Below are 19,391 nucleotides of genomic sequence, written 5' to 3' on the forward strand. Positions count from 1 at the left end.
TGCGCCCATCTCTCGCCAAGGTGACAGCCGAGAAGGCAGCGCGGCGGCAGGCGATGGGTCGCCGAGACCTATCCTTCCTTCACGGATCCCAAGTTTCCGCAGACGCTTCAGCCCCCACCCTGTCATCCCGGGGCGCCGCAGGCGAGCCCGGGATCCAGATCCGCCGACGGCGCAAGTCGTTGATCCGACACTGGTTCTGGATCCCGGGCTCCGCTTCGCGGCCCCGGGATGACGGGGTTGTTTTCAGGACGGCCTCTGCAAAGACCAGGGATCGCCGGCCAAGCGGGACGGTCCGATGCCGATTGCCGCCGCAAACACCTTAAAAGGGCTGGGACAAGTCCCTTCGGCAGGGTCCGGGGCAGCGCCCCGGAAACAGATTCTTGGCTTCGCATCACCTTTTTCCGAAAGCCGGAAATCACCTTTCGGGATGATGCCTTAGATCGGCCGCTGCAGCTTGCAGCTGTCCAGCGCTGCCAAAGCCTTGGCTCGGGCGGAATCGTTGAAATAGCCGGTGGCCCGGTAGGCCTCGATCTCGGACTCGTCGAGGCTGCGCAGGGTCTGCTTGGCATAGCAGCCGCAGGGGCGCTCCAGGGACGTCTCGGGTGCGCTGGTCAGCCGGGCCTGAACGACCGTGCAGGCGTGGCGCACGCGGCCTTCGAGATTGGCCTTGGTGGCGGTCTTGAGCGCCGGATCCGGCTCGTATTGCTGGAACGGGGCCGAGGATCCGCCGGCGAGGGCGGCAGTCGCGCCGATCGCGATCAGGCCGGTGGCGATCAGCAGGGGCAGGCGGCGCATCGTCATGGTCTTGGCGGTCCAGGGCTCGGGTTCGGATAACCTTGGCCGTTGGACTCCGCCGGGCTCCGCTCCGTCAATGACGGGCCGGACACACCGGGCGGCATTCCCTCCGCCGCCGAGGGCGGCGCGACAGGATGGCGGGACGGTGTGCCCGGCCCGCCACCCCGGCTTCCGCCTCAGGCGGCGATATCGGAATCCTTGAAGAACTGCGCGATCTCGATCTTGGCGTTCTCGGCGCTGTCCGAGCCGTGCACGGTGTTCTCGCCGACCGACTCGGCGAACCGCTTGCGGATGGTGCCCTCGGCGGCCTGGGCCGGGTTCGTGGCGCCCATGACTTCGCGGTACTTGGCGACGGCTTTCTCGCCCTCGAGCACCTGCACCACCACCGGGCCGGAGGTCATGAAGCTCACGAGTTCGCCGAAGAACGGGCGCTCCTTGTGGACCTCGTAGAACTTCTCGGCCTGCTCCTGGGTCAGGCGGATGCGGCGCTGGCCGACGATGCGCAGGCCCGCCTCCTCGATCACCGCGTTCACGGCGCCGGTCAGGTTGCGCCGGGTGGCATCGGGCTTGAGGATCGAGAAGGTGCGCTCGGTGGCCATGGTCTGTCCGGTCTGTCTGTGGAAAAGGCGGAGGGTGCGCGCCGGGCTGCCGGCCGCATCTCAGGCGCGAAAATTTCGCTTCGGCGCCAGGCTTATAGCGGGCGCCCTACCGGGCCTCAAGTTGCCCCCGCAATCCTTGCGAAACAAGCGCGGCCGTGGCCCTGCCGCAACACCGCCGAAAAATCGCCTGATTGCGACGGCTCTGTCGCCCCAAGCCGATTTCGTCCACCTCTCAGGCGCCCTCGGTGCCCAAAATTCGGAGACGAACCATGCGCCTCGCCCTCAGCGCCGCCCTGCTCCTCGCCGGCCTCTCGGCCGCCGCCGCCGACACCCGCAAGGATCCGTCCGGCACCTGGCTCACCGGGGATGGCCGCGCCAAGATCCGGATCGACCGCTGCGGCCCGGGCCAGCAGCTCGTCTGCGGCAAGGTCGTCTGGCTGAAGGCGCCGACTGCCGAGAACGGTGCCGCCAAGACCGACCTGAAGAACCCCGATCCGAAGAAGCGCAACCGTCCGGTGATCGGCCTGCAACTCATCGACGGCTTGAAGCCCGATGAGGAGAAGTTCACCGGCGAACTCTACAACATCGAAGAGGGCAAGGTTTACACGGTCAGCCTGGAGCGGGAGAACGAGGCCGAACTCAGTGTCTCGGGCTGCATGCTCAAGGTGCTGTGCGGCTCCCAGACCTGGACGCGGGTGCCGGACGTGAACCAGCAGGCCGCCAACAAGAACTGACGCTCAGATCGCCGCGAGGCCGCGCTGGACGGCCGGCCTCGCCAGGACGGCCTCCAGCCAGCGCGACACGTTCGGCAGGGCGGCGATCTCGACGCCCTGCTTGAAGTTGAGCTTGGCCCAGGTCAGCGTCGCGATGTCGGCGATGGAATAATTGCCCGCGAGATAGTCGCGGCCCTCCAGCCGCCGCTCCAGGACGCCGTAGAGGCGCTTGGCCTCGGCGGTGAAGCGCTCGATCGCGTAGGGCACCTTCTCCGGGGCGTAGATCTTGAAGTGGTGCGTCTGGCCGAGCATCGGGCCGAACCCGGCCACCTGCCAGAACAGCCACTCGTCCACCGCCACCCGGGCGCGCTCGTCCGTGGGATAGAACTGGCCGGTCTTGCGTCCGAGATATTGCAGGATCGCGCCGGATTCGAACACCGTGATCGGCTGGCCGCCCGGGCCGTCAGGATCCACGATCGCCGGGATCTTGTTGTTGGGCGAGATCGCCAGGAAGTCGGGCGCGAACTGCTCGTTCTTGCCGATGTTGACCGGGATCACGCGATAGGGGAGCCCGCACTCCTCCAGCATGATCGGAATTTTCCAGCCGTTCGGCGTGCTCCAGGTATGGACGTCGATCGGCCGTCCCGACACCGCTGCCATGATAGACCTGCTCCACGACCGATCGCACGGCGGCGCGGCGATCCCCCGCCGATCTCCGACACTCGCGGCAATGAAGACGATTTCCCGGCCGCGCTCAAGGGCATCGCGCCCGCAGGGCTCACGTTTCCGAGATCGCGCGCCTGACCTGTTGGCGAAAGCCGCCGCGCCCTTGTCGGCACCGTGAGCACGCGGTGAGATCGCGGCCCGGAACCGTTGCGATTCCGGGGGGATTCGATGATCGACCGTTTTGTGCGGATCGCGATGCTGACCGCGCCGCTGCTTTGGTCCCAGCCGCTCCTGGCCAAGGAGGCGCCCGCGACGCCTCCGGCCGCGAGCGAGGCTCCAGCCTCTGCGCCCGCGGCCAAGGCGCCGAGCCCCGGGCAAAGCGCTGTCCGGGAGCGTCAGAAGACATGCGGCGCCGAGTGGCGTGGGCTCACCGACGCCCAGAAGGCCGCCCAGGGGCCCAAATGGCCGCAATTCTGGAGCAGCTGCAACAAGCGCTTGAAAGGCGGCGACAAAGCCTGATTTCCAGGCGAACCGCCGCGCTTCTCGTTCGTTTCCGGTTTTGGACGAGGCTTGAGCGGGAACCGGCGCGGAGATGAGGGATCGGCGGGCCTCCTGGCCGTTGACGGCGCGCGTGCGGCATGGCTGAGGCCTCGGCCGCCGCGGGCAACGCTCAGCCCGCCGTCTCCGATCGCCTGATCGGCTTCCTCGACGCCTGGGTGCCCAAGCCGGCGGCCTGGGCCTTCGCGCTGCGCATCTGGCTCGCCATGATGATCGCGCTGGCCGCGGCCTTCTGGCTTCAGCTCGACAGCGCGTCCTCGGCGGCCACCTGCGTGGCGATTCTGGCGCAACCGAAGCGCGGCCAGGCGATCTCCAAGGCGATCTACCGCCTGCTCGGGACGCTGATCGGCGCCATCGTGTCGATCGTGTTCATGTCCCTGTTCGGGCAGGACCGCGTTCTGCTGCTGGTCTCGTTCACGGTCTGGATGGGCCTGTGCGTGTTCACCGCGCAGTACCTCCAAGATACCCGCGCCTACGGCGCGATGCTCTCGGGCTACACGGTGGCGATCATCGCCCTGGGCCAGATCGATGAACCGCAGGGCACCTTCGATGCCGCGGTGTCCCGGGTCGCCGTGATCGTGCTCGGCATCATCGTCATCACCTTCATCAACGACGCCCTCGCCTCTCCGAGCACGTGGCGGACGCTGCTGCCGCAACTGCGCAAGGCCTGGGACGACACCCGCGCCTACGCCCGGGAGACCCTGGACAAGGGCGATCTCGGCGCCTCCCGCACCGCCGCCCTGATCCGCACCATCGCGCCGATGCGGGCCGATGCCAGCGCCATTGCCGGGGAACTCGACGACGGCCCTTGGCGGGCTGCCGGGGCGCGCAGCTGCATCGCAGCGCTCTACGTCCTGGCGGCGGCGATCCGGGCGGTCGTGGCCGCCGCCGCCTGCCTGCGGACACGTAGTCCCGCGGTCGAGGAAGCGCTCGAGATCTGCCGGCGCGTCGCCGAGGATCCCGATTTGGCTTCCCTCGAGCAGGACGACGAACGGCTGCGCGACTTGGTTGATGCCGCGATCCGCGACGGCAACCGGCCCCTCGACGAGGTCGTGGTGCTTCAGCGCGCCCTCGACGTGGTCTGCGCGGCGACCTTCGCGCAGGACGGGATCCGGGCGGTGGCGGACGGCCACGAGCCCTTGCGCGATGCTCGCTTGCCGACCCACCGGGACTTTCCCGTGGCGCTGCGCGGCGCCCTGCGGGTGGCGGTCGGCTTCGCGGTCACGGCCGCCGTCTTCGTGGCGCTGGGCCTGCCGCAGGCCTCGTTCGCGCTGGTGCAGGTCGCCGCAACGGCGGCCCTGTCCTCGACGACGCCCGACCCGAAAAAATTCGCGAACGGCGTGGTGATCGGGATGACGCTGGCTTCGACCTTCGCGGGCATCGCCCGGTTCGTCTTCCTCGACGGGGTCCAGGGCTTCCCGATGCTGGCCATCGTGATGGCGCCGGTGATCTTCTTCGGCTGCTTCCTGTCGCTGAACCCGAAGACCTTCGGCATCGGCTTCATCGTGATCGTGTTCTTCCCGGTGCTGCTCGGCCCGTCCAACCCGCAGAGCTACGACGCGCAGACCTTCCTGCTGAACGCCTTCCTGGTGGTGGTCGCAGCCATCATCCTGTCGATCGTGGTTCGCCTGCTGCTCCCGATTTCGGCTCAGCAGCAGCGGGTCTACGCCCTCGACTCGGCCCGGCAGGCCCTGGCCGATGCCCTGGTCGGCGATGGCGGCGACGCGACCACCCGCACCAGCCTGAACGCCGACCGCCTGTTCCAGTTTGCCGGCTACAGCTCCGGCAGTCGCGCGGTGCGCCGGGCGAGCCTGTCGCACGCCTTCGCGCTGGCCCGGCTGGAGGCGGCGGCCGCGCGAGCCCATGCGGAGCTGCGCCGCCTCTGGCCGATCGACCCGCTGCGGGCGGCGATCCAGCGCGGCCGCGCGGCCCTCGCCGCGGGGGACGATCGCGCCCTCGAAATTGGCGCGCGCGACCTGATCCGCGCGGCGTCGCGGCAGGATCGGGGCGTGCGTCTCACCACGGCGCGGGCCGCGAGCGACCTGGTGACGGCGGCGCGAACCATTGCGCGCCATCGGCGATTCCTTCGCCGTCTCGACATCGCGCTATTCTGACACGAGGACGCTTCGAGCCGGCATGTACCAGGACATTCACATCGGCGGCGTGCTGATCTCATCGTTCGTCGCCTATGCGCTCGCCGCCTTCGTAATCCTCATGGGACTGCGCTGGATTTTCGCCCGCATCCGCTTCAGCCGCTACGTCGCCAACGCCCCGCTCGCCGAGGCCGGCATCTACGTCTGCGTCCTCGCCCTCCTGATCGTGTTCATCTAGATGCCTGCCACCACCGCCGACGAGGACGATCCGAAATCCGCTTCCCAGGCGGAGATTCAGCGCCGGACCGATCCGCCGCCTCTGACCGCACGCCGTAGCCGGACCGCGAAGGTCTTTCGCCTGGCCGCCACCGGCGTGATCCTGGTCCTCGCTTTTGTGGCCGCGGCCTTCGTCTGGGAATTCTACGTCGCCGCGCCCTGGACCCGGGACGGCAGCGTCCGCGTGCAGGTCGCCAACATCGCCCCGCAGGTCTCCGGGCAGATCGTCGCGTTGCACGTCCAGGACAACCAGCGCGTCCGCAAGGGCGACCTCCTCTACGTGATCGATCCGATCGACTTCGAGGTCGCGGTCACCTCGGCCGATGCCGAGGTGAAGAACCGCGAGGCGGATCTCCAGGTCAAGAACGCGCAATCCGCCCGGCGGCAGGCACTCACCACCGTCTCCACTTCCGTGGAGGAGAAGCAGCAATTCGCCGGGACCGCCAAGATCGCTGAGGCGTCGCTGGAAAGCGCGCAGGCGCAGCTGCGGCAGGCCAAGGTCAACCTCGAACGGACCCAGGTGAAGTCCACGGTCAACGGCCGCGTGACCAACCTGCTGATGCGGGTCGGCGACTACGCCCGCACCGGCACCTCGAACATCAGCGTCGTCGACACGGATTCGTTCTGGATCGACGGCTATTTCGAGGAGACCAAGATGGCCAACATCCACGTGGGTGATACGGCCGACATCAAGCTGATGGGCTACGGGCCGCATCTCGCCGGGACGGTGGAGAGCATCACGCTCGGCATCTCGACGGCCAACGCCGCCGCCAGCACGCAAGGTTTGCCGGACGTGAACCCAGTCTACACCTGGGTGCGCCTCGCCCAGCGCGTCCCGGTGCGCATCCGCATCGAGCACAAGCCCGACGACGTGCCGCTGGTGGCCGGCATGACCGCTACGGTGGTTCTGGGCACTGGCCGGGCGCCGCTGCCGCTGTGGTTTACGGGGTTGCGGCAGCGCCTCTTCGCCTTCTCGGCCTCGGGCGACCAGAACGAGCCGCGCTAGCGCCCGTTATGACAGGCTCCCAACGCGATAACTCCTATCTCAGCGCTGCGACTCGGTCGCCATCCTGACGGCGAGCGCCGCGAACACCGTTCCCATCACCCAGCGCTGCACGGCGGCGAATGAGGGACGGTATGTGAAGAACCGGGCGATCGAACTCGCCGAAACGATGAACAGCGTGTTGACCATCAGGCTGATGGCGATCTGCGTCGTGCCGAGGACGAGGGCCTGGCTCAGAACGCTGCCGTTGGCCGGATCGATGAATTGCGGCAGCAGCGAAAGATACATGATCGCGATCTTGGGATTGAGTAGGTTGGTCAACAATCCCATGACGAACAACTTGGTCGGGCTGCTCGGCGGCAGATCCTTCACGTGGAACGGCGAGCGACCGCCGGGTCGGACGGCCTGCACGGCGAGCCACAGCAGATAGAGCGCACCGGCGATGCGAACGGCGTCGTAGGCATAAGGCACTGCCAGAAGGAGGGCCGTGATACCGAATGCCGCGCACAACATGTAGACGACGAAGCCGAGGGCGACGCCGCCGAGCGAGATGAATCCGGCCGTCCGTCCCTGGCAGATCGAGCGCGAGAGCGTGTAGGCCATGTTCGGCCCCGGGGTCAGAACCATGCCGACCGCAACGGCCGCAAAGGCGAGCAGGTTGTGTAGGTCGGGCATCTGTCCTGGCTTCCCCAACATCCGGCGACTCGGTGCGAGGGGAACGTTACCGCATCTCGCCGCTCGATCGTATGCGGTTCCATCGGCTCTGGCCGTCCCTCATGAGGAAATGCGCGCCCTTTTCCCGGACGCCTGGAACGCCAGTGGAAGGCGATCCGGGACCCCACAGGCGATGCGCCGCGAGGCGCCACGATCCGGAAGCGTCTCGATTGCAGGTGGACGCTGCGCGTCTCGTCACGCTGGGTCCCGGGCCGCATTCCGCTGGCGCTGCGTGCGCCCGGGAAAGGGCGGCGCGGGATCGCCCCCGTGCCGCGATGCCAGTTTCCATTCAGCGAATGTCGGTCTGGCGCGTTGACTTCATACGGCACCAAAAATGATGCCGCTGAGGAGACGCCCATGTTCCGGACCGCACTCTGCGCGGCCGCCCTGTTGCTCGCGGTCGGCCCCGCCGTCGCCGCCCCCGAGAAGGCCGCGGTGTTCGACTTCCAGTTCTCGAACCTTTCGCCGGTACCGGGCGACGAGGCCGACCGGGCGCGGCTCGATCGCACCAGCGCCCAGTTGCGCGACCTGCTGCAAAAGAAGGGTCTGTTCGAGATCGTGTCGACCGATCCGGTGAAGGACGAGGTCGCCAAGAGCGCGGACTTGCGCCGCTGCAACGGCTGCGCCGACGGTTTCGCGCGCAAGCTCGGCGCCGACGTGGCGATCACCGGGGAGGTCCAGAAGGTTTCCAACCTGATCCTGAACCTCAACGTCTACGTCAAACAGCTCTCCGGCAACGTCCCGGAAAAAGCCTACAGCGTCGACATGCGCGGCGACACCGACGAGTCCTTCGAGCGCGGCATCCGGTTTCTGGTCGAGAACAACATGGGCGCCGGCAAGTAGAGCGCGGCCGATCCGGACGGGCGCGAGCTAAATTTTTGCGCTGCCGTGCCGGCGACCATAAGTGTTTGATCCGGCAACACCGCGCTGCGGTGCCGCCGGCGGAAAGCAGAAAAAAGCGAGCGTGGCCGGAAATTCCGTGTTGACGCGACTCCGGAGCGGGCGCAGTCTTCGGATGTGTTCAGCAACAGCGGACACGGATCGGATCAATAGTTCGGCACGTCAGGGATGTGTTGGTCTTGATCGGTCATCCGAAGCTGGAGGAGACAGGTATGACTCCACCGCAGCGTGACGCCGCTTAGACGGTCTTGGGACAGGTTCGGCCCGGAACCCAGCGGCACCAAACGAACAGCCAGACGGAGGCGACCCCAGGGGCGCAGAAGCGGCCAAGACACGGCCCGTCTTCGAATGCGCGAAAGGCCCCACTTAGCTCCGCTTCCGCCGCGGTTTCTTCTTTCAGGACCCGATCGGCCATTACCCGCCCGGCTGAGCCGTGGCGGGATCTCATCATGTCGCGATCGGAGCGCGGCTCAAGCGATCCCGAGCTTGTCCTTGAGCAGCGCGTTGACCGCCGCCGGGTTCGCCTTGCCGCCCGTGGCCTTCATGGTCTGGCCGACGAACCAGCCGAGCAGGGTCGGCTTCTCCTTGGCTTGGGCGACCTTGTCGGGGTTGGCCGCGATGATCTGGTCGATGGCGGCCTCGATGGCGCCGGTATCGGTCACCTGCTTCATGCCGCGGCTGTCGACGATGGCGCGCGGGTCGCCGCCCTCGGTCCAGACGATCTCGAACAGGTCCTTGGCGATCTTGCCGGAGATCACGCCCTCGCCGATCAGGTCGACGATCGCCCCGAGCTGGTCGGCTGAGACCGGCGTCGATTCGATCGAGAGGCCTTCCTTGTTGAGGCGCCCGAACAGCTCATTGATGACCCAGTTGGCCGCCGCCTTGCCGTCGCGGCCCTTGGCCACCGCCTCGTAATAGTCGGCCGAAGCCCGCTCGGCCACGAGCACGCCGGCATCGTAGGGCGAGAGGCCGTAATCCTTGACGAACCGCGCCTTCTTGGCGTCCGGCAGCTCCGGCAGGCCGGCGGCCAGGGCATCGACATAGGCCTGGTCGAATTCGAGCGGCAGCAGGTCCGGATCGGGGAAGTAGCGGTAATCGTGCGCCTCTTCCTTCGAGCGCATCGAGCGGGTCTCTCCCTTGCCCGGGTCGAACAGGCGCGTCTCCTGATCGATCTTCCCACCATCTTCCAGGATCGCGATCTGGCGGCGTGCCTCGGTCTCGATCGCCTGACCGATGAAGCGGATCGAGTTGACGTTCTTGATCTCGCAGCGGGTGCCGAGCGGCTCGCCGGGGCGGCGGACGGAGACGTTCACGTCGGCCCGCAGCGAGCCCTTCTCCATGTCGCCGTCGCAGGTGCCGAGATAGCGCAGGATCGTGCGCAGCTTGGTCACGTAGGCCTTGGCCTCTTCCGACGAGCGCAGGTCCGGCCGGGAGACGATCTCCATCAGCGCCACGCCCGAGCGGTTGAGATCGACGAAGCTCTTGGTCGGATCCTGGTCGTGCAGCGACTTGCCGGCATCCTGCTCCAGGTGCAGGCGCTCGATGCCGACCGTGATTGAGCTGCCGTCGAGCATGTCGACCAGCACCTCGCCCTCGCCGACGATCGGGTCCTTGTACTGCGAGATCTGGTAGCCCTGCGGCAGATCCGGGTAGAAGTAGTTTTTTCTGTCGAACACCGAGCGCAGGTTGATCTGCGCCTTGAGGCCGAGCCCGGTGCGGACCGCCTGCGCGATGCATTCCGCGTTGATCACCGGCAGCATGCCCGGCATCGCGGCATCAACCAGCGAGACGTGGTCGTTCGGCTCTGCCCCGAACTCCGTGGAGGCGCCGGAGAACAGCTTGGCGCGGCTGGAGACCTGGGCATGGACCTCCATGCCGACGACGACCTCCCAGTCGTGCAGGCCGCCCTTGATGAGTTTTTTGGGATCGACAGGTGCGTTCATGGTCGTCCGGGCCGGGCTATGATGCGGTCTCCGCACGATCCGACCCACACCCTCATCCTGAGGTGCTACGCAGCAGCCTCGAAGGAGGGCTCCAGGGATCGCTCGGAGCCTGGAGGGCTCCTTCGAGGCCCGCTGACGCGGTCACCTCAGGATGAGGTCGCGGGTGGGATCGCGGCGTGTGCCGCTATCCTACTCTCGAAAAACACTTACGGGTCGCGCGCGACAAGAATCAAGCGCGGCGGGCGATGGCTCGCCGGGCACCGTAGCCGACCATCGCCCACAGCAGGGCGGCGACGGCCCGCACCGGGAAGAAGGTCGGCCCGTCATGGGTGATCGGAGCCGGCCAGGGGATCCCAGCCGCGCTCACCGCCCAGGAGAACAGCACCGAGAAGCCCAGCGCCGCGATTGCCGCGATGAACACCTTGCCGAACTGGCTGGCGGTCCAGCCGAGATAGACCGCCACCACGATCAGCGCCGGATCGAACGCGGCCCAGATCCAGACCGTCCAGGGATAGAAGGGGACGGTCATGCCCACCAAGGCTCGGGCAGGACGGTCCGGCCGGCGGCCTCCTCGATCACCTGGGCGACGGCGAACAGCGTCTCCTCGTCGAAGGGCCGGCCGATCAGCTGGAGGCCGAGCGGCAGACCCTGGCCGTCGATGCCGGCCGGGACCGCGATACCCGGAAGACCGGCCATGTTCACCGTCACGGTGAACACGTCGTTGAGGTACATCTCCACCGGGTCGGCCGAGGCCTTCTCGCCGATGCCGAAGGCCGAGGACGGCGTCGCCGGGGTCAGGATCGCGTCGACGCCGGCCGCGTAGGCCTGCTCGAAGTCGCGCTTGATCAGCGTGCGGATCTTTTGGGCGCGCACGTAATAGGCGTCGTAGTAGCCGGCCGAGAGCACGTAGGTGCCGATCATGATCCGGCGCTTGACCTCGCGGCCGAAGCCGGCGGCGCGGGTGTTCTCGTACATCCCGGCGATGTCCTTGCCGGGCACGCGCAGGCCGTAGCGGACGCCGTCGTAGCGGGCGAGGTTCGATGACGCCTCCGCCGGGGCGACGATGTAATAGGCCGGCAGCGCCGAGGAGGTATGCGGCAGCGAGATCTCCTTGATCGTCGCGCCGGCATCCTTCAGCCAGGCGGCGCCGTCATCCCAGAGCTTCTGGATCTCGGCTGGCATGCCGTCGACCCGGTATTCCTTCGGGATGCCGATGGTCAGACCCTTCACGCCGCGGGAGACCGCAGCCTCGAAATCCGGCACCGGAAGGTCGACGCAGGTGGTGTCCCGGGCGTCCGGGCCGGCCATGGATCCGAGCAGGATCGCACAGTCGCGCACCGTGCGGGCGATCGGGCCGGCCTGGTCCAGGGAGGAGGCGAAGGCCACCGTACCCCAGCGCGAGCAGCGCCCGTAGGTCGGCTTGATCCCCACCGTGCCGGTGAAGGCCGCGGGCTGGCGGATCGAGCCGCCGGTATCGGTGGCGGTGGCGCCCAGGCAGAGCCGCGCCGCGACCGCCGCGGCCGAGCCGCCGGACGAGCCGCCCGGCACCAGCTGCGCGTCGGAGCCCTTGCGCCGCCAAGGCGAGACCACGTTGCCGTAGGCGCTGGTCTCGTTGGACGAGCCCATGGCGAACTCGTCGAGGTTCAGCTTGCCCAGCATCACCGCGCCGTCGCGCCAGAGATTGGCCGAGACGGCGGATTCGTAGTGCGGCACGAAGGTTTCGAGGATCTTCGAGCCGGCGGTGGTGGTGACGCCGTCCGTGCAGAACAGGTCCTTGATGCCGAGCGGGATGCCTTCCAGCGGGCGGGCCTCGCCGGCGGCGATCTTCTGGTCCGCCGCGTCCGCCATCTTGAGGGCGTGGTCGGGCGTCTCGCGGATGAAGGCGTTCAGCACGCGGGCCTTGGCCATCGCGTCGAGATGCGCCTGGGTCAGCTCGCGGGCCGAGATCCGCTTCGCCTTGAGGGCGTCGCGTGCCTCGGCCAGGGTGAGTTCGTTCGGATCCACGCTGTTCACGTCCTCGCGCGCGCCGCCGCGCACATGCCGCCAGAATTCATGCTTCGCCGAAGGCCGGAAGCAGCCTACTCGACGACCTTCGGAACCAGGAAGTAATTGTCTTCGGTCTCGGGGGCGTTGGCGACCACGTCAGCGGCGCGGCCCCCCTCGGTGACCACGTCCTCGCGCTTCTTCATCGCCATCGGGGTGACCGAGGTCATCGGCTCGACGCCGGACACGTCCACCGCGCTGAGCTGCTCGACGAAGGCCAGGATGGCGTTGAGCTCACCCTGCAGCGGACCGACCTCGTCGTCGGTGACTGCGATCCGCGCCAGATGCGCGATGCGCCGAACCGTCTTCTCGTCGACCGACATACCGTCCCGTTCGTCCCTGCCCGGGAGGCATCCCCGGCGCCGGGCCGGGCTATAGCACTGCGCTTCGACGGGCCGCAACGCGGGCGGTGGTCTGCGTGGCCGTGCCCTGGGACAAGATCAAGTCAGGCCGGGCGGGATCAGGTCACGACGTGGTTCGGCGTCACCGACATCTCGATCGTGATGCCGGCCTGCCGGACCGGCCGGAACACCGATTGCGACACGCCGAAGACCAGAACTTCGAAGGCCAGGACCAGCATCCAGCACTGCTTGCGGGTCATGGTCTGCGAACGGCTGGAGGGGCGCAGGGCGTTGGGCTGGCCTATCGTCGGCATGGCGATACCCGGAACGTGGATTAACGAAGTCTTAACCGACTTATTCGCGAACGGCTCCGGGCGCATCCGTGTCGATCTGCGGATAGGGTTAAGGCTGTGGATGGTGGAGCGGGTTCGATGTGGGAGCAGGTGTTCACGAGCCTGTCGCCGGGCTTCCTGGCGCAGCCGGCGGATCTCGACCGCGCCGCAGCGGAGTTGGGCTTCCCCCTACCCGCCTCTTACCGCAGCTTCTGCGAGACCTGCGGCATCGGCCTGGCGGGCGCGCAGTTCCGGATCGCCGTGCCGGCGCCGTTCGAGGCCAGCGATCTCGCCACGCAAGCCGGGGTGATCGCCGTCAGCGTCGGCAACGCCGTCGCGATGCTGGAGGGTGAGGGCGAGCCGCACCGCTTCGATGTCGAGGACGGCGACCCGGCGGTGATCGAGCGCGCCTGCTTCTTCGGCGCGGGTGACGACGGTAGCTTCCTGTTCTGGGACGTCGCCGGAGCGACGGAGGAATACGATATCTGGCTGCTGGCCCCCGATCTGGAGACCGTGCGTTTCGGCGGCGAGAGCCTCACCGACTTCTTCGACCGCGTGACCCGACCCTCCGCCGCCCTCGTGCTAGGGCCCGGCGGGACGCCCCTCCCGGCCCGGTTCGAAGGCATCGCGGAGACCACGCTGGCGCGGGGCGCCGGGCTGGCGTAGGGCCACGCCATGAATTTCGACGAGATCCGTACCTTCGCGGCCGCCTCGCGCGGTGGCGCGCGCCTGATCGGGGTCGATCTCGGCACCAAGACGATCGGGCTCGCCCTGTCGGATCTCGGCCGCCAGATCGCAACGCCCCTCGAGACCATCCGCCGGGTGAAGTTCACCCCCGACGCCCAGCGCCTCGCCGAGCTCTGCCGGCAGCACGCCGTCGGCGGGCTGGTGGTCGGCCTGCCGCTGAACATGGATGGCAGCGAGGGGCCCCGGGTTCAGTCGACCCGCGCCTTCGTGCGCAACCTCAAGCCGATCATCGACATCCCGCACGTCTTCTTCGACGAGCGCCTGTCCACCGCCGTGGTGACCCGGGCGCTGATCGAGGCGGACGCGTCCCGGGCGCGGCGGGGCCAGCTCGTGGACAAGCTCGCCGCCGCCTACATCCTGCAGGGCTGCCTCGACGTGATGCGCAACCTCGCCGATTCCGACGCCGACGCCGTCAGCGATTGACCAGCGAAACCGCCCCGCTGCCGTGCCGCTCGATCCGGCCGTCAAGCTCCAGCTCCAGCAGCACGGTCTGCACCACCCGGGCGCCGACCCCGGCGCTGCGCGCCAATTCGTCGGTGCCGACCGGGCTCGGTCCCAGCAGGGCGATGATCTTTTGGCGGTCGTCCGTGGGCTCGTCCGGTTCGACGAGCGGGACATCGAAGACGGGATCTAAGTCCGCGCCGCCGTCGAGCAGATTTGCACGTCCCTCCAGGTCGATTTCGTCCCAGAAATCCGGCTGCTCGGCGAGGTCGGGTTTCGTCCGGGCGGGGGCGGCGTCGGGATCGGGACCGCGTTCGATGATCGGGCCGATCACATCGAGGACGTGGCTCGCCTCGGCCACCAGAATCGCCCCTTGGCGGATCAGGTCGTTGGTGCCCTCCGCCCGGGGGTCCAGGGGCGAGCCCGGGACGGCGAAGACCTCGCGGTTCTGCTCCAAGGCGTAGCGCGCGGTGATCAGCGAGCCGGAGCGGCGGGCCGCCTCGACTACGATCGTGCCGTAGGACAGGCCGGAGATGATGCGGTTGCGCCGGGGGAAGTCGCGACCCCGCGCCTCCCAGCCCATCGGCATCTCCGCCAGCACCGCCCCGCCCTCCGCTAGGATCGCGTCGACCAGGGCGGCGTGAGCGGCCGGGTAGATCCGGTCCTGGCCCCCGGCCATCACCGCCACGGTACCGGTATGGAGGCTGGCCTTGTGGGCCCGCGCGTCGATCCCCCGGGCGAGGCCCGAGACCACGGCGAGCCCGGCCTCGCCGAGGCCCCGGGCCAGCCGCTCGGTGAAGGCAAGCCCCGCCGTCGAGGCGTTGCGCGACCCGACCAGGGCGACCGCTGGGCGATTCAGGATGTTTGGATCACCCCGCAGGGCGATGAGCGGCGGGGCCGCATCGGTGCGCTGGAGCAGGTGCGGATAATCCGCCTCGCCGGTGGCGAGCAGGCGTCCTCCGAGGCGCGCCAGGGCGGCGAGCTCATCCTCGGCCTGCGCCCGGCTTGGCGGCTCGATGCGCCGGCCCTGGCGCTTGGTCAGGTCCGGCAGCGCTTCGAGCGCCGCAGCCGCGCCGCCGAATCGGTTGATCAGGGTGCGGAAGCTCCGCGGGCCGATCCCCTCCGTTCGGATCAACCGCAGCCAGTCGAGGCGCTGGGCATCGGTGAGCTGCATGACGCCCCCCAGCGTCGCGCCATCGGGCGCGTAGCTAACCCTTCTGGCCGATGCGCCCCTCGGTGCCGGCCGCGAGTCGCCGGATGTTGGGAGCGTGCTTCCACCATAGCAGCAGCCCGAGCAGCAGGAACAGCACAGCTTGCGTCGGGGCGCCGAGCGCCCATAGCACCAGCGGCGTCGCCGCGGAGGCCGCCAGCGCGGCCAGCGACGAGTATTTCAGCGCGAAGGCGAGGCCGAGCCAGATCGCCGCGAAGGCAGCCAGGGTCGGCGGGCTGAAGGCCAGCAGCACGCCGATGAAGGTCGCCACCCCCTTGCCGCCCTTGAAGCCGAGCCAGACTGGGAAGAGATGCCCGAGGAAGGCGCCGAGACCGGCAGCCAGGGCCGGCCCCTCGCCGAGTTGCCGGGCGATCAGCACCGCCGCCGTCCCCTTCAGGGCATCCCCGAGCAGGGTCGCGGCGGCGAGGCCCTTGCGGCCGGTGCGCAGCACGTTGGTCGCGCCGATATTGCCGGAGCCGATCGCCCGCACGTCGCCGAGCCCGGCGAAGCGCGTGAAGATCAGCCCGAACGGAATCGAGCCCAGAGCATAGCCGAGGGCCAGACCGCCGAGGGCGGCCGAGGTCGCGAGGTCCGGGAGCATCAGGCCGCCGCCGCGAGATCGTCGATGGCGTGCACGATCCGGCCGCCGACCAGGGTCAGCACCGCGGCGCCCTGGAGGCGCGCTTCGTCGAAGGGCGAGTTCTTGGAGCGCGACTTCAGCCGGCGCTTGTCGAGCACGTAGGGCAGATCGGGATCGATCAGGACGAGGTCGGCGGGCGCGCCGACCGCCAATCGGCCGGCCTCGCGCCCGAGGATCCGGGCCGGGTTCACGGTGAGCGCCGCGATCAGCTTGTTCAGCGCGAGGTCGCCGGTATGGACCAGGCGCAGGGACGCGCCGAGCAGGGTCTCGATCCCGAGGGCGCCGTCAGCCGCTTCCGCGAAGGGCAGGCGCTTGGTCTCGACATCCTGCGGATTGTGGTCGGAGACGACCACGTCGATCACGCCCTCGTTGAGAGCCTGCACAACCGCGTGCCGGTCGGCCTCGTCGCGCAGCGGCGGCGAGAGCCGGCAGAAGGTGCGGTAATGGCCGATGTCGTTCTCGTTCAGCACGAGGTTGTTCACCGAGACACCGCAGGTCACCGGCAACCCATCCTGCTTGGCCCGGCGCACGATCTCCACCGAATCGGCGCACGAGATCATCGCCGCGTGGTAGCGGGCGCCGGTCAGCCGCACGAGGCGGATGTCGCGCTCCAGCATCACGGTCTCGGCCTCGCGGGGGATGCCCATCAGCCCGAGGCGGGAGGCGAGCTCGCCTTCGTTCATCACGCCCTCGGCGACGAGGGCGGCATCCTCGACATGCTGCATCACCAGGGCGTCGAAATCCCGGGCGTAGGTCAGGGCGCGGCGCATCACCTGGGCGTTCGCCACCGCGTGCAGCCCGTCGGTGAACGCCACCGCGCCGGCCTCCTGGAGCAGGCCGAATTCGGTCATTTCCTTACCGGCCAGGCCCTTGGTGATCGCGGCGGCGGGCAGGACGGTGACGCTGGCCGTGTCGCGGGCGCGACGGAGCACGAAATCCACGATCGCCGGGCCGTCGATCACCGGGTTGGTGTCAGGCATGCAGACCAGGGTCGTGACGCCGCCTGCCGCCGCCGCGGCGCTCGCCGAGGCCAGGGTCTCGCGATGCTCGGCCCCCGGCTCGCCCACGAAGGCGCGCATGTCGATCAGACCGGGGGTGAGGACCCGGCCGCGACAGTCGATCCGGGCGGCGTCCGCCGGAACTCCGGGCGCGGCGCCCTCGGCGATGTCCGCGATGCGGCCGTCCTGCACCAGCACGGCACCGCGCGTTTCGCGGCCCGTCGCCGGATCGAGGAGGGTCGCGTCGGCGAGAAGAATGCTGGTCACAGGGGCGCCCTCGCGGATGAAGCCGGGCCGTCGAGGCGCATAGCGAGGCCGGCGGCCGCCATATGGGCCTTGGCCTCGGCGACGCTCGCCTGCCCGAAATGGAAGATCGAGGCGGCCAGCACGGCGCTGGCGCCGCCCTGGGCCACGCCGGCCACGAGGTCGTCGAGGCCGCCGACGCCGCCCGAGGCGATCACCGGCACGGTCACGGCGTCACTGATCGCCCGCGTGAGGGCCAGATCGTAGCCGGAGCGGGTGCCGTCCTTGTCCATTGAGGTCACCAGCAGCTCGCCCGCGCCCTTCTCGGCGACCAGGCGGGCGAAGGCGACCGCATCGATCCCGGTCGGGTCGCGGCCGCCATGGGTAAAGATCTCCCATCGGGCGGGCTCGTCGGGGCCGGAGACCCGCTTGGCGTCGATCGCCACGACGATGCATTGCGCGCCGAACTTTTCCGCCGCCCTGGCGACCAAGTCCGGGTCCTTCACGGCGGCGGTGTTGATCGCGACCTTGTCGGCGCCGGCGAGCAGCAGGGCGCGCACATCCTCGACGGTGCGAACGCCGCCGCCGACGGTGAGCGGCATGAAGCAGGCCTCGGCGGTCCGGCTGACGATGTCGAGCAGCGTGCCCCGGGCCTCGCGGCTCGCGGTGATGTCGAGGAAGCACAGCTCATCGGCCCCGGCGGCGTCGTAGACCTTGGCCGCCTCCACCGGATCGCCGGCATCGCGCAGCCCCTCGAAGCGGACGCCTTTCACGACGCGGCCGTCCTTCACGTCGAGGCAGGGGATGATGCGGGTTTTGAGCACGAGCCCTCGGCGGTCCGATCAGGAGTCGGGATCGATCGCGAACGGCCGATCCATGATGTCCTGATACGTGTAGGGGCAGGCTTCTGGGAAGTGCCTCAACGCGAGGCCTGTGGTGTCCGCAGCTTCGAGGCGGGCACAGCGATAGGCCCGCTCGACAGCGTCGCCCAGCCGGTTCTTGAGACTTGGACTGTCATGAAGTTCGTCAGAGACGTGCTTGCGGTGCATCGCGATCTCGATCGCCTTGCGTCGGTTCTGCGAACCGGCGCGGTGATCGATCGTGAGCATATTTGCGAGAATGTTTTCCAGAGCGCGCACCAAGCTCGCGAACTGAGTCCGGCCTAAACTCTCGATCTCCTCGGCGAGATTCGCGCGGTCGAGTCCCGTGATGTCGCCCACCCGCAGGCGGCCGACCTGCTCCTGTGTCCAAGCGTAGAAATCGTCGCGATAAGCCGTTCCGGCCGGTGCGCGGCAGGCCATGAAAGCCTCCCGAGTCGAGGTCCTTCGATCGAAAAAACCTATCACGCCGCCGGGTTGCGCGCCTGCGCGATCGCGGCGAGCGCCGCCTGCGGGTCGATGCGGCCGTCGTAGAGGGCGCGGCCGGTGATGGCGCCGGCGATGAGGGCGCAATCGGGCTGAAGCAGGCGGTGCACGTCGTCGATGGAGGCGAGGCCCCCGGAAGCGATCACCGGAATGCGCACGGCCTCCGCCAGGGCGAGGGTCATCTCGACGTTGAGGCCCTTGAGGATCCCGTCACGGGCGATGTCGGTGTAGATGATCGCGGCGACGCCCGCATCTTCGAACCGGCGGCCGAGTTCTTCGGCGGTCATGCTGGAGGTCTGCGCCCAGCCCTCCACGGCAACGCGCCCGTCCTTGGCGTCGATGCCCACCGCGATCTTGCCGGGATGCAGGCGGGCCGCCTCCCGGACGAAGCCGGGGTCGCGCACGGCCGCGGTGCCGATGATCACGCGGGCGACACCCTTCGCAAGCCAGCCTTCCAGGGTCTTCATATCCCGGATGCCGCCGCCGAGCTGCACCGGTATGCCGACCCGGGCGAGGATCGCGTCCACCGCGGCGGCGTTGCGCGGCGCGCCCGCGAAGGCGCCGTCGAGATCGACCACGTGGAGCCACGGGAAGCCTTGATCCTCGAAGGTCGCGGCCTGCGCGGCCGGATCGTCGCCGAAGATCTTGGCCTGCGCCATGTCCCCCTGCACGAGGCGGACGCAGCGTCCCTCCTTCAGGTCGATCGCCGGGTACAGGATCACGGATGCTGTCTTCCTTCTCGCCGAAACCGGGGAACGGTCAGGGGCGCCAA

23 protein-coding genes are annotated in these 19,391 nt (G+C 68.7%); 8 read left to right on the forward strand and 15 right to left on the reverse strand.

Annotated features, from left to right (window positions below):
• Positions 1-435: 435 nt before the first annotated feature.
• Together BM228_RS23580 and ndk are read right to left on the reverse strand one after the other, a co-directional pair.
• Complete coding sequence (locus tag BM228_RS23580; RefSeq protein ID WP_092044435.1) at positions 436-801, reverse strand: hypothetical protein; 366 nt, start codon at positions 799-801, stop codon at positions 436-438.
• 170 nt (positions 802-971) lie between these two features.
• Positions 972-1,394 carry a nucleoside-diphosphate kinase gene (ndk, locus tag BM228_RS23585; protein WP_092044437.1) on the reverse strand — a complete coding sequence of 141 codons (423 nt, stop codon included), beginning with the start codon at positions 1,392-1,394 and terminating at the stop codon, positions 972-974.
• Positions 1,395-1,663: 269 nt separating this feature from the next.
• On the opposite strand from ndk, the gene BM228_RS23590 reads away from it, so the two are divergent.
• The gene (locus BM228_RS23590; protein ID WP_092044438.1) at positions 1,664-2,128 is read left to right on the forward strand and encodes a DUF2147 domain-containing protein; all 465 of its coding nucleotides are present in this window, start codon (positions 1,664-1,666) and stop codon (positions 2,126-2,128) included.
• A 3-nt stretch (positions 2,129-2,131) separates the two neighbouring features.
• Here the strand turns inward: BM228_RS23590 and BM228_RS23595 are convergent, their stop codons facing one another.
• Entirely contained in the window at positions 2,132-2,767 is a 636-nt protein-coding gene (locus BM228_RS23595) for a glutathione S-transferase N-terminal domain-containing protein (protein WP_092044440.1), read from the reverse strand.
• A gap of 234 nt (positions 2,768-3,001) precedes the next feature.
• On the opposite strand from BM228_RS23595, the gene BM228_RS23600 reads away from it, so the two are divergent.
• The 4 genes from BM228_RS23600 (at position 3,002) to BM228_RS23615 (ending at position 6,706) form a co-directional block, all read left to right on the forward strand.
• Positions 3,002-3,292 carry a hypothetical protein gene (locus BM228_RS23600; protein ID WP_092044441.1) on the forward strand — a complete coding sequence of 97 codons (291 nt, stop codon included), beginning with the start codon at positions 3,002-3,004 and terminating at the stop codon, positions 3,290-3,292.
• A 119-nt stretch (positions 3,293-3,411) separates the two neighbouring features.
• Positions 3,412-5,445 (forward strand): FUSC family protein, encoded by a 2,034-nt coding sequence (locus BM228_RS23605; protein ID WP_092044443.1) that lies wholly within the window; start codon positions 3,412-3,414, stop codon positions 5,443-5,445.
• A gap of 22 nt (positions 5,446-5,467) precedes the next feature.
• A complete protein-coding gene (locus BM228_RS23610) occupies positions 5,468-5,662 on the forward strand; it encodes a DUF1656 domain-containing protein (RefSeq protein ID WP_092044445.1) in 195 nt (64 codons plus the stop codon).
• A complete protein-coding gene (locus BM228_RS23615) occupies positions 5,663-6,706 on the forward strand; it encodes an efflux RND transporter periplasmic adaptor subunit (RefSeq protein ID WP_092044446.1) in 1,044 nt (347 codons plus the stop codon). It begins immediately after the preceding gene.
• 39 nt (positions 6,707-6,745) lie between these two features.
• Here BM228_RS23615 and BM228_RS23620 read toward each other — a convergent pair whose 3' ends face one another.
• Entirely contained in the window at positions 6,746-7,378 is a 633-nt protein-coding gene (locus BM228_RS23620; protein WP_092044448.1) for a LysE family translocator, read from the reverse strand.
• 396 nt (positions 7,379-7,774) lie between these two features.
• Between BM228_RS23620 and BM228_RS23625 the strand changes: the two genes are divergently transcribed.
• Positions 7,775-8,260, forward strand: coding sequence for a DUF3280 domain-containing protein (locus tag BM228_RS23625; protein WP_092044449.1), 486 nt, complete (start codon positions 7,775-7,777; stop codon positions 8,258-8,260).
• A gap of 527 nt (positions 8,261-8,787) precedes the next feature.
• On the opposite strand, the gene gatB is transcribed toward BM228_RS23625, so the two are convergent.
• From gatB to BM228_RS23650, 5 genes are all read right to left on the reverse strand, one after another.
• A complete protein-coding gene (gatB, locus tag BM228_RS23630; RefSeq protein WP_092044451.1) occupies positions 8,788-10,260 on the reverse strand; it encodes an Asp-tRNA(Asn)/Glu-tRNA(Gln) amidotransferase subunit GatB in 1,473 nt (490 codons plus the stop codon).
• 229 nt (positions 10,261-10,489) lie between these two features.
• Entirely contained in the window at positions 10,490-10,789 is a 300-nt protein-coding gene (locus BM228_RS23635) for a hypothetical protein (RefSeq protein ID WP_092044452.1), read from the reverse strand.
• Positions 10,786-12,264 (reverse strand): Asp-tRNA(Asn)/Glu-tRNA(Gln) amidotransferase subunit GatA, encoded by a 1,479-nt coding sequence (gatA, locus tag BM228_RS23640; protein WP_092044564.1) that lies wholly within the window; start codon positions 12,262-12,264, stop codon positions 10,786-10,788. Before gatA ends, BM228_RS23635 begins: the two co-directional genes overlap by 4 nt.
• 74 nt (positions 12,265-12,338) lie before the next feature.
• Positions 12,339-12,626: an Asp-tRNA(Asn)/Glu-tRNA(Gln) amidotransferase subunit GatC gene (gatC, locus tag BM228_RS23645; protein ID WP_092044454.1), complete on the reverse strand. Its 288-nt coding sequence runs from the start codon at positions 12,624-12,626 to the stop codon at positions 12,339-12,341.
• A 137-nt stretch (positions 12,627-12,763) separates the two neighbouring features.
• A complete protein-coding gene (locus tag BM228_RS23650) occupies positions 12,764-12,958 on the reverse strand; it encodes a hypothetical protein (RefSeq protein WP_092044455.1) in 195 nt (64 codons plus the stop codon).
• Between the two features lie 117 nt (positions 12,959-13,075).
• On the opposite strand from BM228_RS23650, the gene BM228_RS23655 reads away from it, so the two are divergent.
• Together BM228_RS23655 and ruvX are read left to right on the forward strand one after the other, a co-directional pair.
• Positions 13,076-13,642: an SMI1/KNR4 family protein gene (locus BM228_RS23655; RefSeq protein ID WP_092044457.1), complete on the forward strand. Its 567-nt coding sequence runs from the start codon at positions 13,076-13,078 to the stop codon at positions 13,640-13,642.
• Positions 13,643-13,651: 9 nt separating this feature from the next.
• Positions 13,652-14,146 carry a Holliday junction resolvase RuvX gene (gene ruvX, locus BM228_RS23660; RefSeq protein ID WP_092044458.1) on the forward strand — a complete coding sequence of 165 codons (495 nt, stop codon included), beginning with the start codon at positions 13,652-13,654 and terminating at the stop codon, positions 14,144-14,146.
• Here ruvX and dprA read toward each other — a convergent pair.
• From dprA to hisA, 6 genes are read right to left on the reverse strand one after another with little or no spacing between them, the layout of a single operon-like run.
• Complete coding sequence (dprA, locus tag BM228_RS23665; protein WP_092044460.1) at positions 14,136-15,338, reverse strand: DNA-processing protein DprA; 1,203 nt, start codon at positions 15,336-15,338, stop codon at positions 14,136-14,138. The two genes, ruvX and dprA, sit on opposite strands and share 11 nt — an antisense overlap.
• Before the next feature lie 34 nt (positions 15,339-15,372).
• On the reverse strand, positions 15,373-15,975 hold the full coding sequence (gene plsY, locus BM228_RS23670; protein ID WP_092044461.1) for a glycerol-3-phosphate 1-O-acyltransferase PlsY: 603 nt from the start codon (positions 15,973-15,975) through the stop codon (positions 15,373-15,375).
• Entirely contained in the window at positions 15,975-17,279 is a 1,305-nt protein-coding gene (locus BM228_RS23675) for a dihydroorotase (protein ID WP_092044463.1), read from the reverse strand. The genes plsY and BM228_RS23675 overlap by 1 nt, the downstream gene beginning before the upstream one ends.
• Positions 17,276-18,079 carry an imidazole glycerol phosphate synthase subunit HisF gene (hisF, locus tag BM228_RS23680; protein ID WP_092044464.1) on the reverse strand — a complete coding sequence of 268 codons (804 nt, stop codon included), beginning with the start codon at positions 18,077-18,079 and terminating at the stop codon, positions 17,276-17,278. Before hisF ends, BM228_RS23675 begins: the two co-directional genes overlap by 4 nt.
• 18 nt (positions 18,080-18,097) lie before the next feature.
• Positions 18,098-18,556, reverse strand: a complete 459-nt coding sequence (locus tag BM228_RS23685; protein ID WP_092044466.1) for a DUF29 domain-containing protein — start codon at positions 18,554-18,556, stop codon at positions 18,098-18,100.
• 41 nt (positions 18,557-18,597) lie between these two features.
• Positions 18,598-19,341: a 1-(5-phosphoribosyl)-5-[(5-phosphoribosylamino)methylideneamino]imidazole-4-carboxamide isomerase gene (gene hisA, locus BM228_RS23690; protein ID WP_092044467.1), complete on the reverse strand. Its 744-nt coding sequence runs from the start codon at positions 19,339-19,341 to the stop codon at positions 18,598-18,600.
• Positions 19,342-19,391: the final 50 nt, after the last annotated feature.

It is taken from the genome of Methylobacterium pseudosasicola, assembly GCF_900114535.1.
GTDB classification, from domain to species: Bacteria; Pseudomonadota; Alphaproteobacteria; order Rhizobiales; family Beijerinckiaceae; genus Methylobacterium; species Methylobacterium pseudosasicola.

Excerpts from the sequence above, each read along its gene's own strand:
- BM228_RS23620 (WP_092044448.1), bottom strand. The coding sequence starts at position 7,378 with ATGCCCGACCTACACAACCTGCTCGCCTTTGCGGCCGTTGCGGTCGGC.
- gatB (WP_092044451.1), bottom strand. The coding sequence starts at position 10,260 with ATGAACGCACCTGTCGATCCCAAAAAACTCATCAAGGGCGGCCTGCAC.
- BM228_RS23610 (WP_092044445.1), top strand. The coding sequence starts at position 5,468 with ATGTACCAGGACATTCACATCGGCGGCGTGCTGATCTCATCGTTCGTC.
- BM228_RS23655 (WP_092044457.1), top strand. The coding sequence starts at position 13,076 with ATGTGGGAGCAGGTGTTCACGAGCCTGTCGCCGGGCTTCCTGGCGCAG.
- BM228_RS23595 (WP_092044440.1), bottom strand. The coding sequence starts at position 2,767 with ATGGCAGCGGTGTCGGGACGGCCGATCGACGTCCATACCTGGAGCACG.
- BM228_RS23685 (WP_092044466.1), bottom strand. The coding sequence starts at position 18,556 with ATGGCCTGCCGCGCACCGGCCGGAACGGCTTATCGCGACGATTTCTAC.
- dprA (WP_092044460.1), bottom strand. The coding sequence starts at position 15,338 with ATGCAGCTCACCGATGCCCAGCGCCTCGACTGGCTGCGGTTGATCCGA.
- BM228_RS23635 (WP_092044452.1), bottom strand. The coding sequence starts at position 10,789 with ATGACCGTCCCCTTCTATCCCTGGACGGTCTGGATCTGGGCCGCGTTC.
- plsY (WP_092044461.1), bottom strand. The coding sequence starts at position 15,975 with ATGCTCCCGGACCTCGCGACCTCGGCCGCCCTCGGCGGTCTGGCCCTC.
- BM228_RS23600 (WP_092044441.1), top strand. The coding sequence starts at position 3,002 with ATGATCGACCGTTTTGTGCGGATCGCGATGCTGACCGCGCCGCTGCTT.
- ndk (WP_092044437.1), bottom strand. The coding sequence starts at position 1,394 with ATGGCCACCGAGCGCACCTTCTCGATCCTCAAGCCCGATGCCACCCGG.
- BM228_RS23580 (WP_092044435.1), bottom strand. The coding sequence starts at position 801 with ATGACGATGCGCCGCCTGCCCCTGCTGATCGCCACCGGCCTGATCGCG.
- BM228_RS23590 (WP_092044438.1), top strand. The coding sequence starts at position 1,664 with ATGCGCCTCGCCCTCAGCGCCGCCCTGCTCCTCGCCGGCCTCTCGGCC.
- BM228_RS23650 (WP_092044455.1), bottom strand. The coding sequence starts at position 12,958 with ATGCCGACGATAGGCCAGCCCAACGCCCTGCGCCCCTCCAGCCGTTCG.
- BM228_RS23605 (WP_092044443.1), top strand. The coding sequence starts at position 3,412 with ATGGCTGAGGCCTCGGCCGCCGCGGGCAACGCTCAGCCCGCCGTCTCC.
- gatC (WP_092044454.1), bottom strand. The coding sequence starts at position 12,626 with ATGTCGGTCGACGAGAAGACGGTTCGGCGCATCGCGCATCTGGCGCGG.
- ruvX (WP_092044458.1), top strand. The coding sequence starts at position 13,652 with ATGAATTTCGACGAGATCCGTACCTTCGCGGCCGCCTCGCGCGGTGGC.
- BM228_RS23625 (WP_092044449.1), top strand. The coding sequence starts at position 7,775 with ATGTTCCGGACCGCACTCTGCGCGGCCGCCCTGTTGCTCGCGGTCGGC.
- BM228_RS23615 (WP_092044446.1), top strand. The coding sequence starts at position 5,663 with ATGCCTGCCACCACCGCCGACGAGGACGATCCGAAATCCGCTTCCCAG.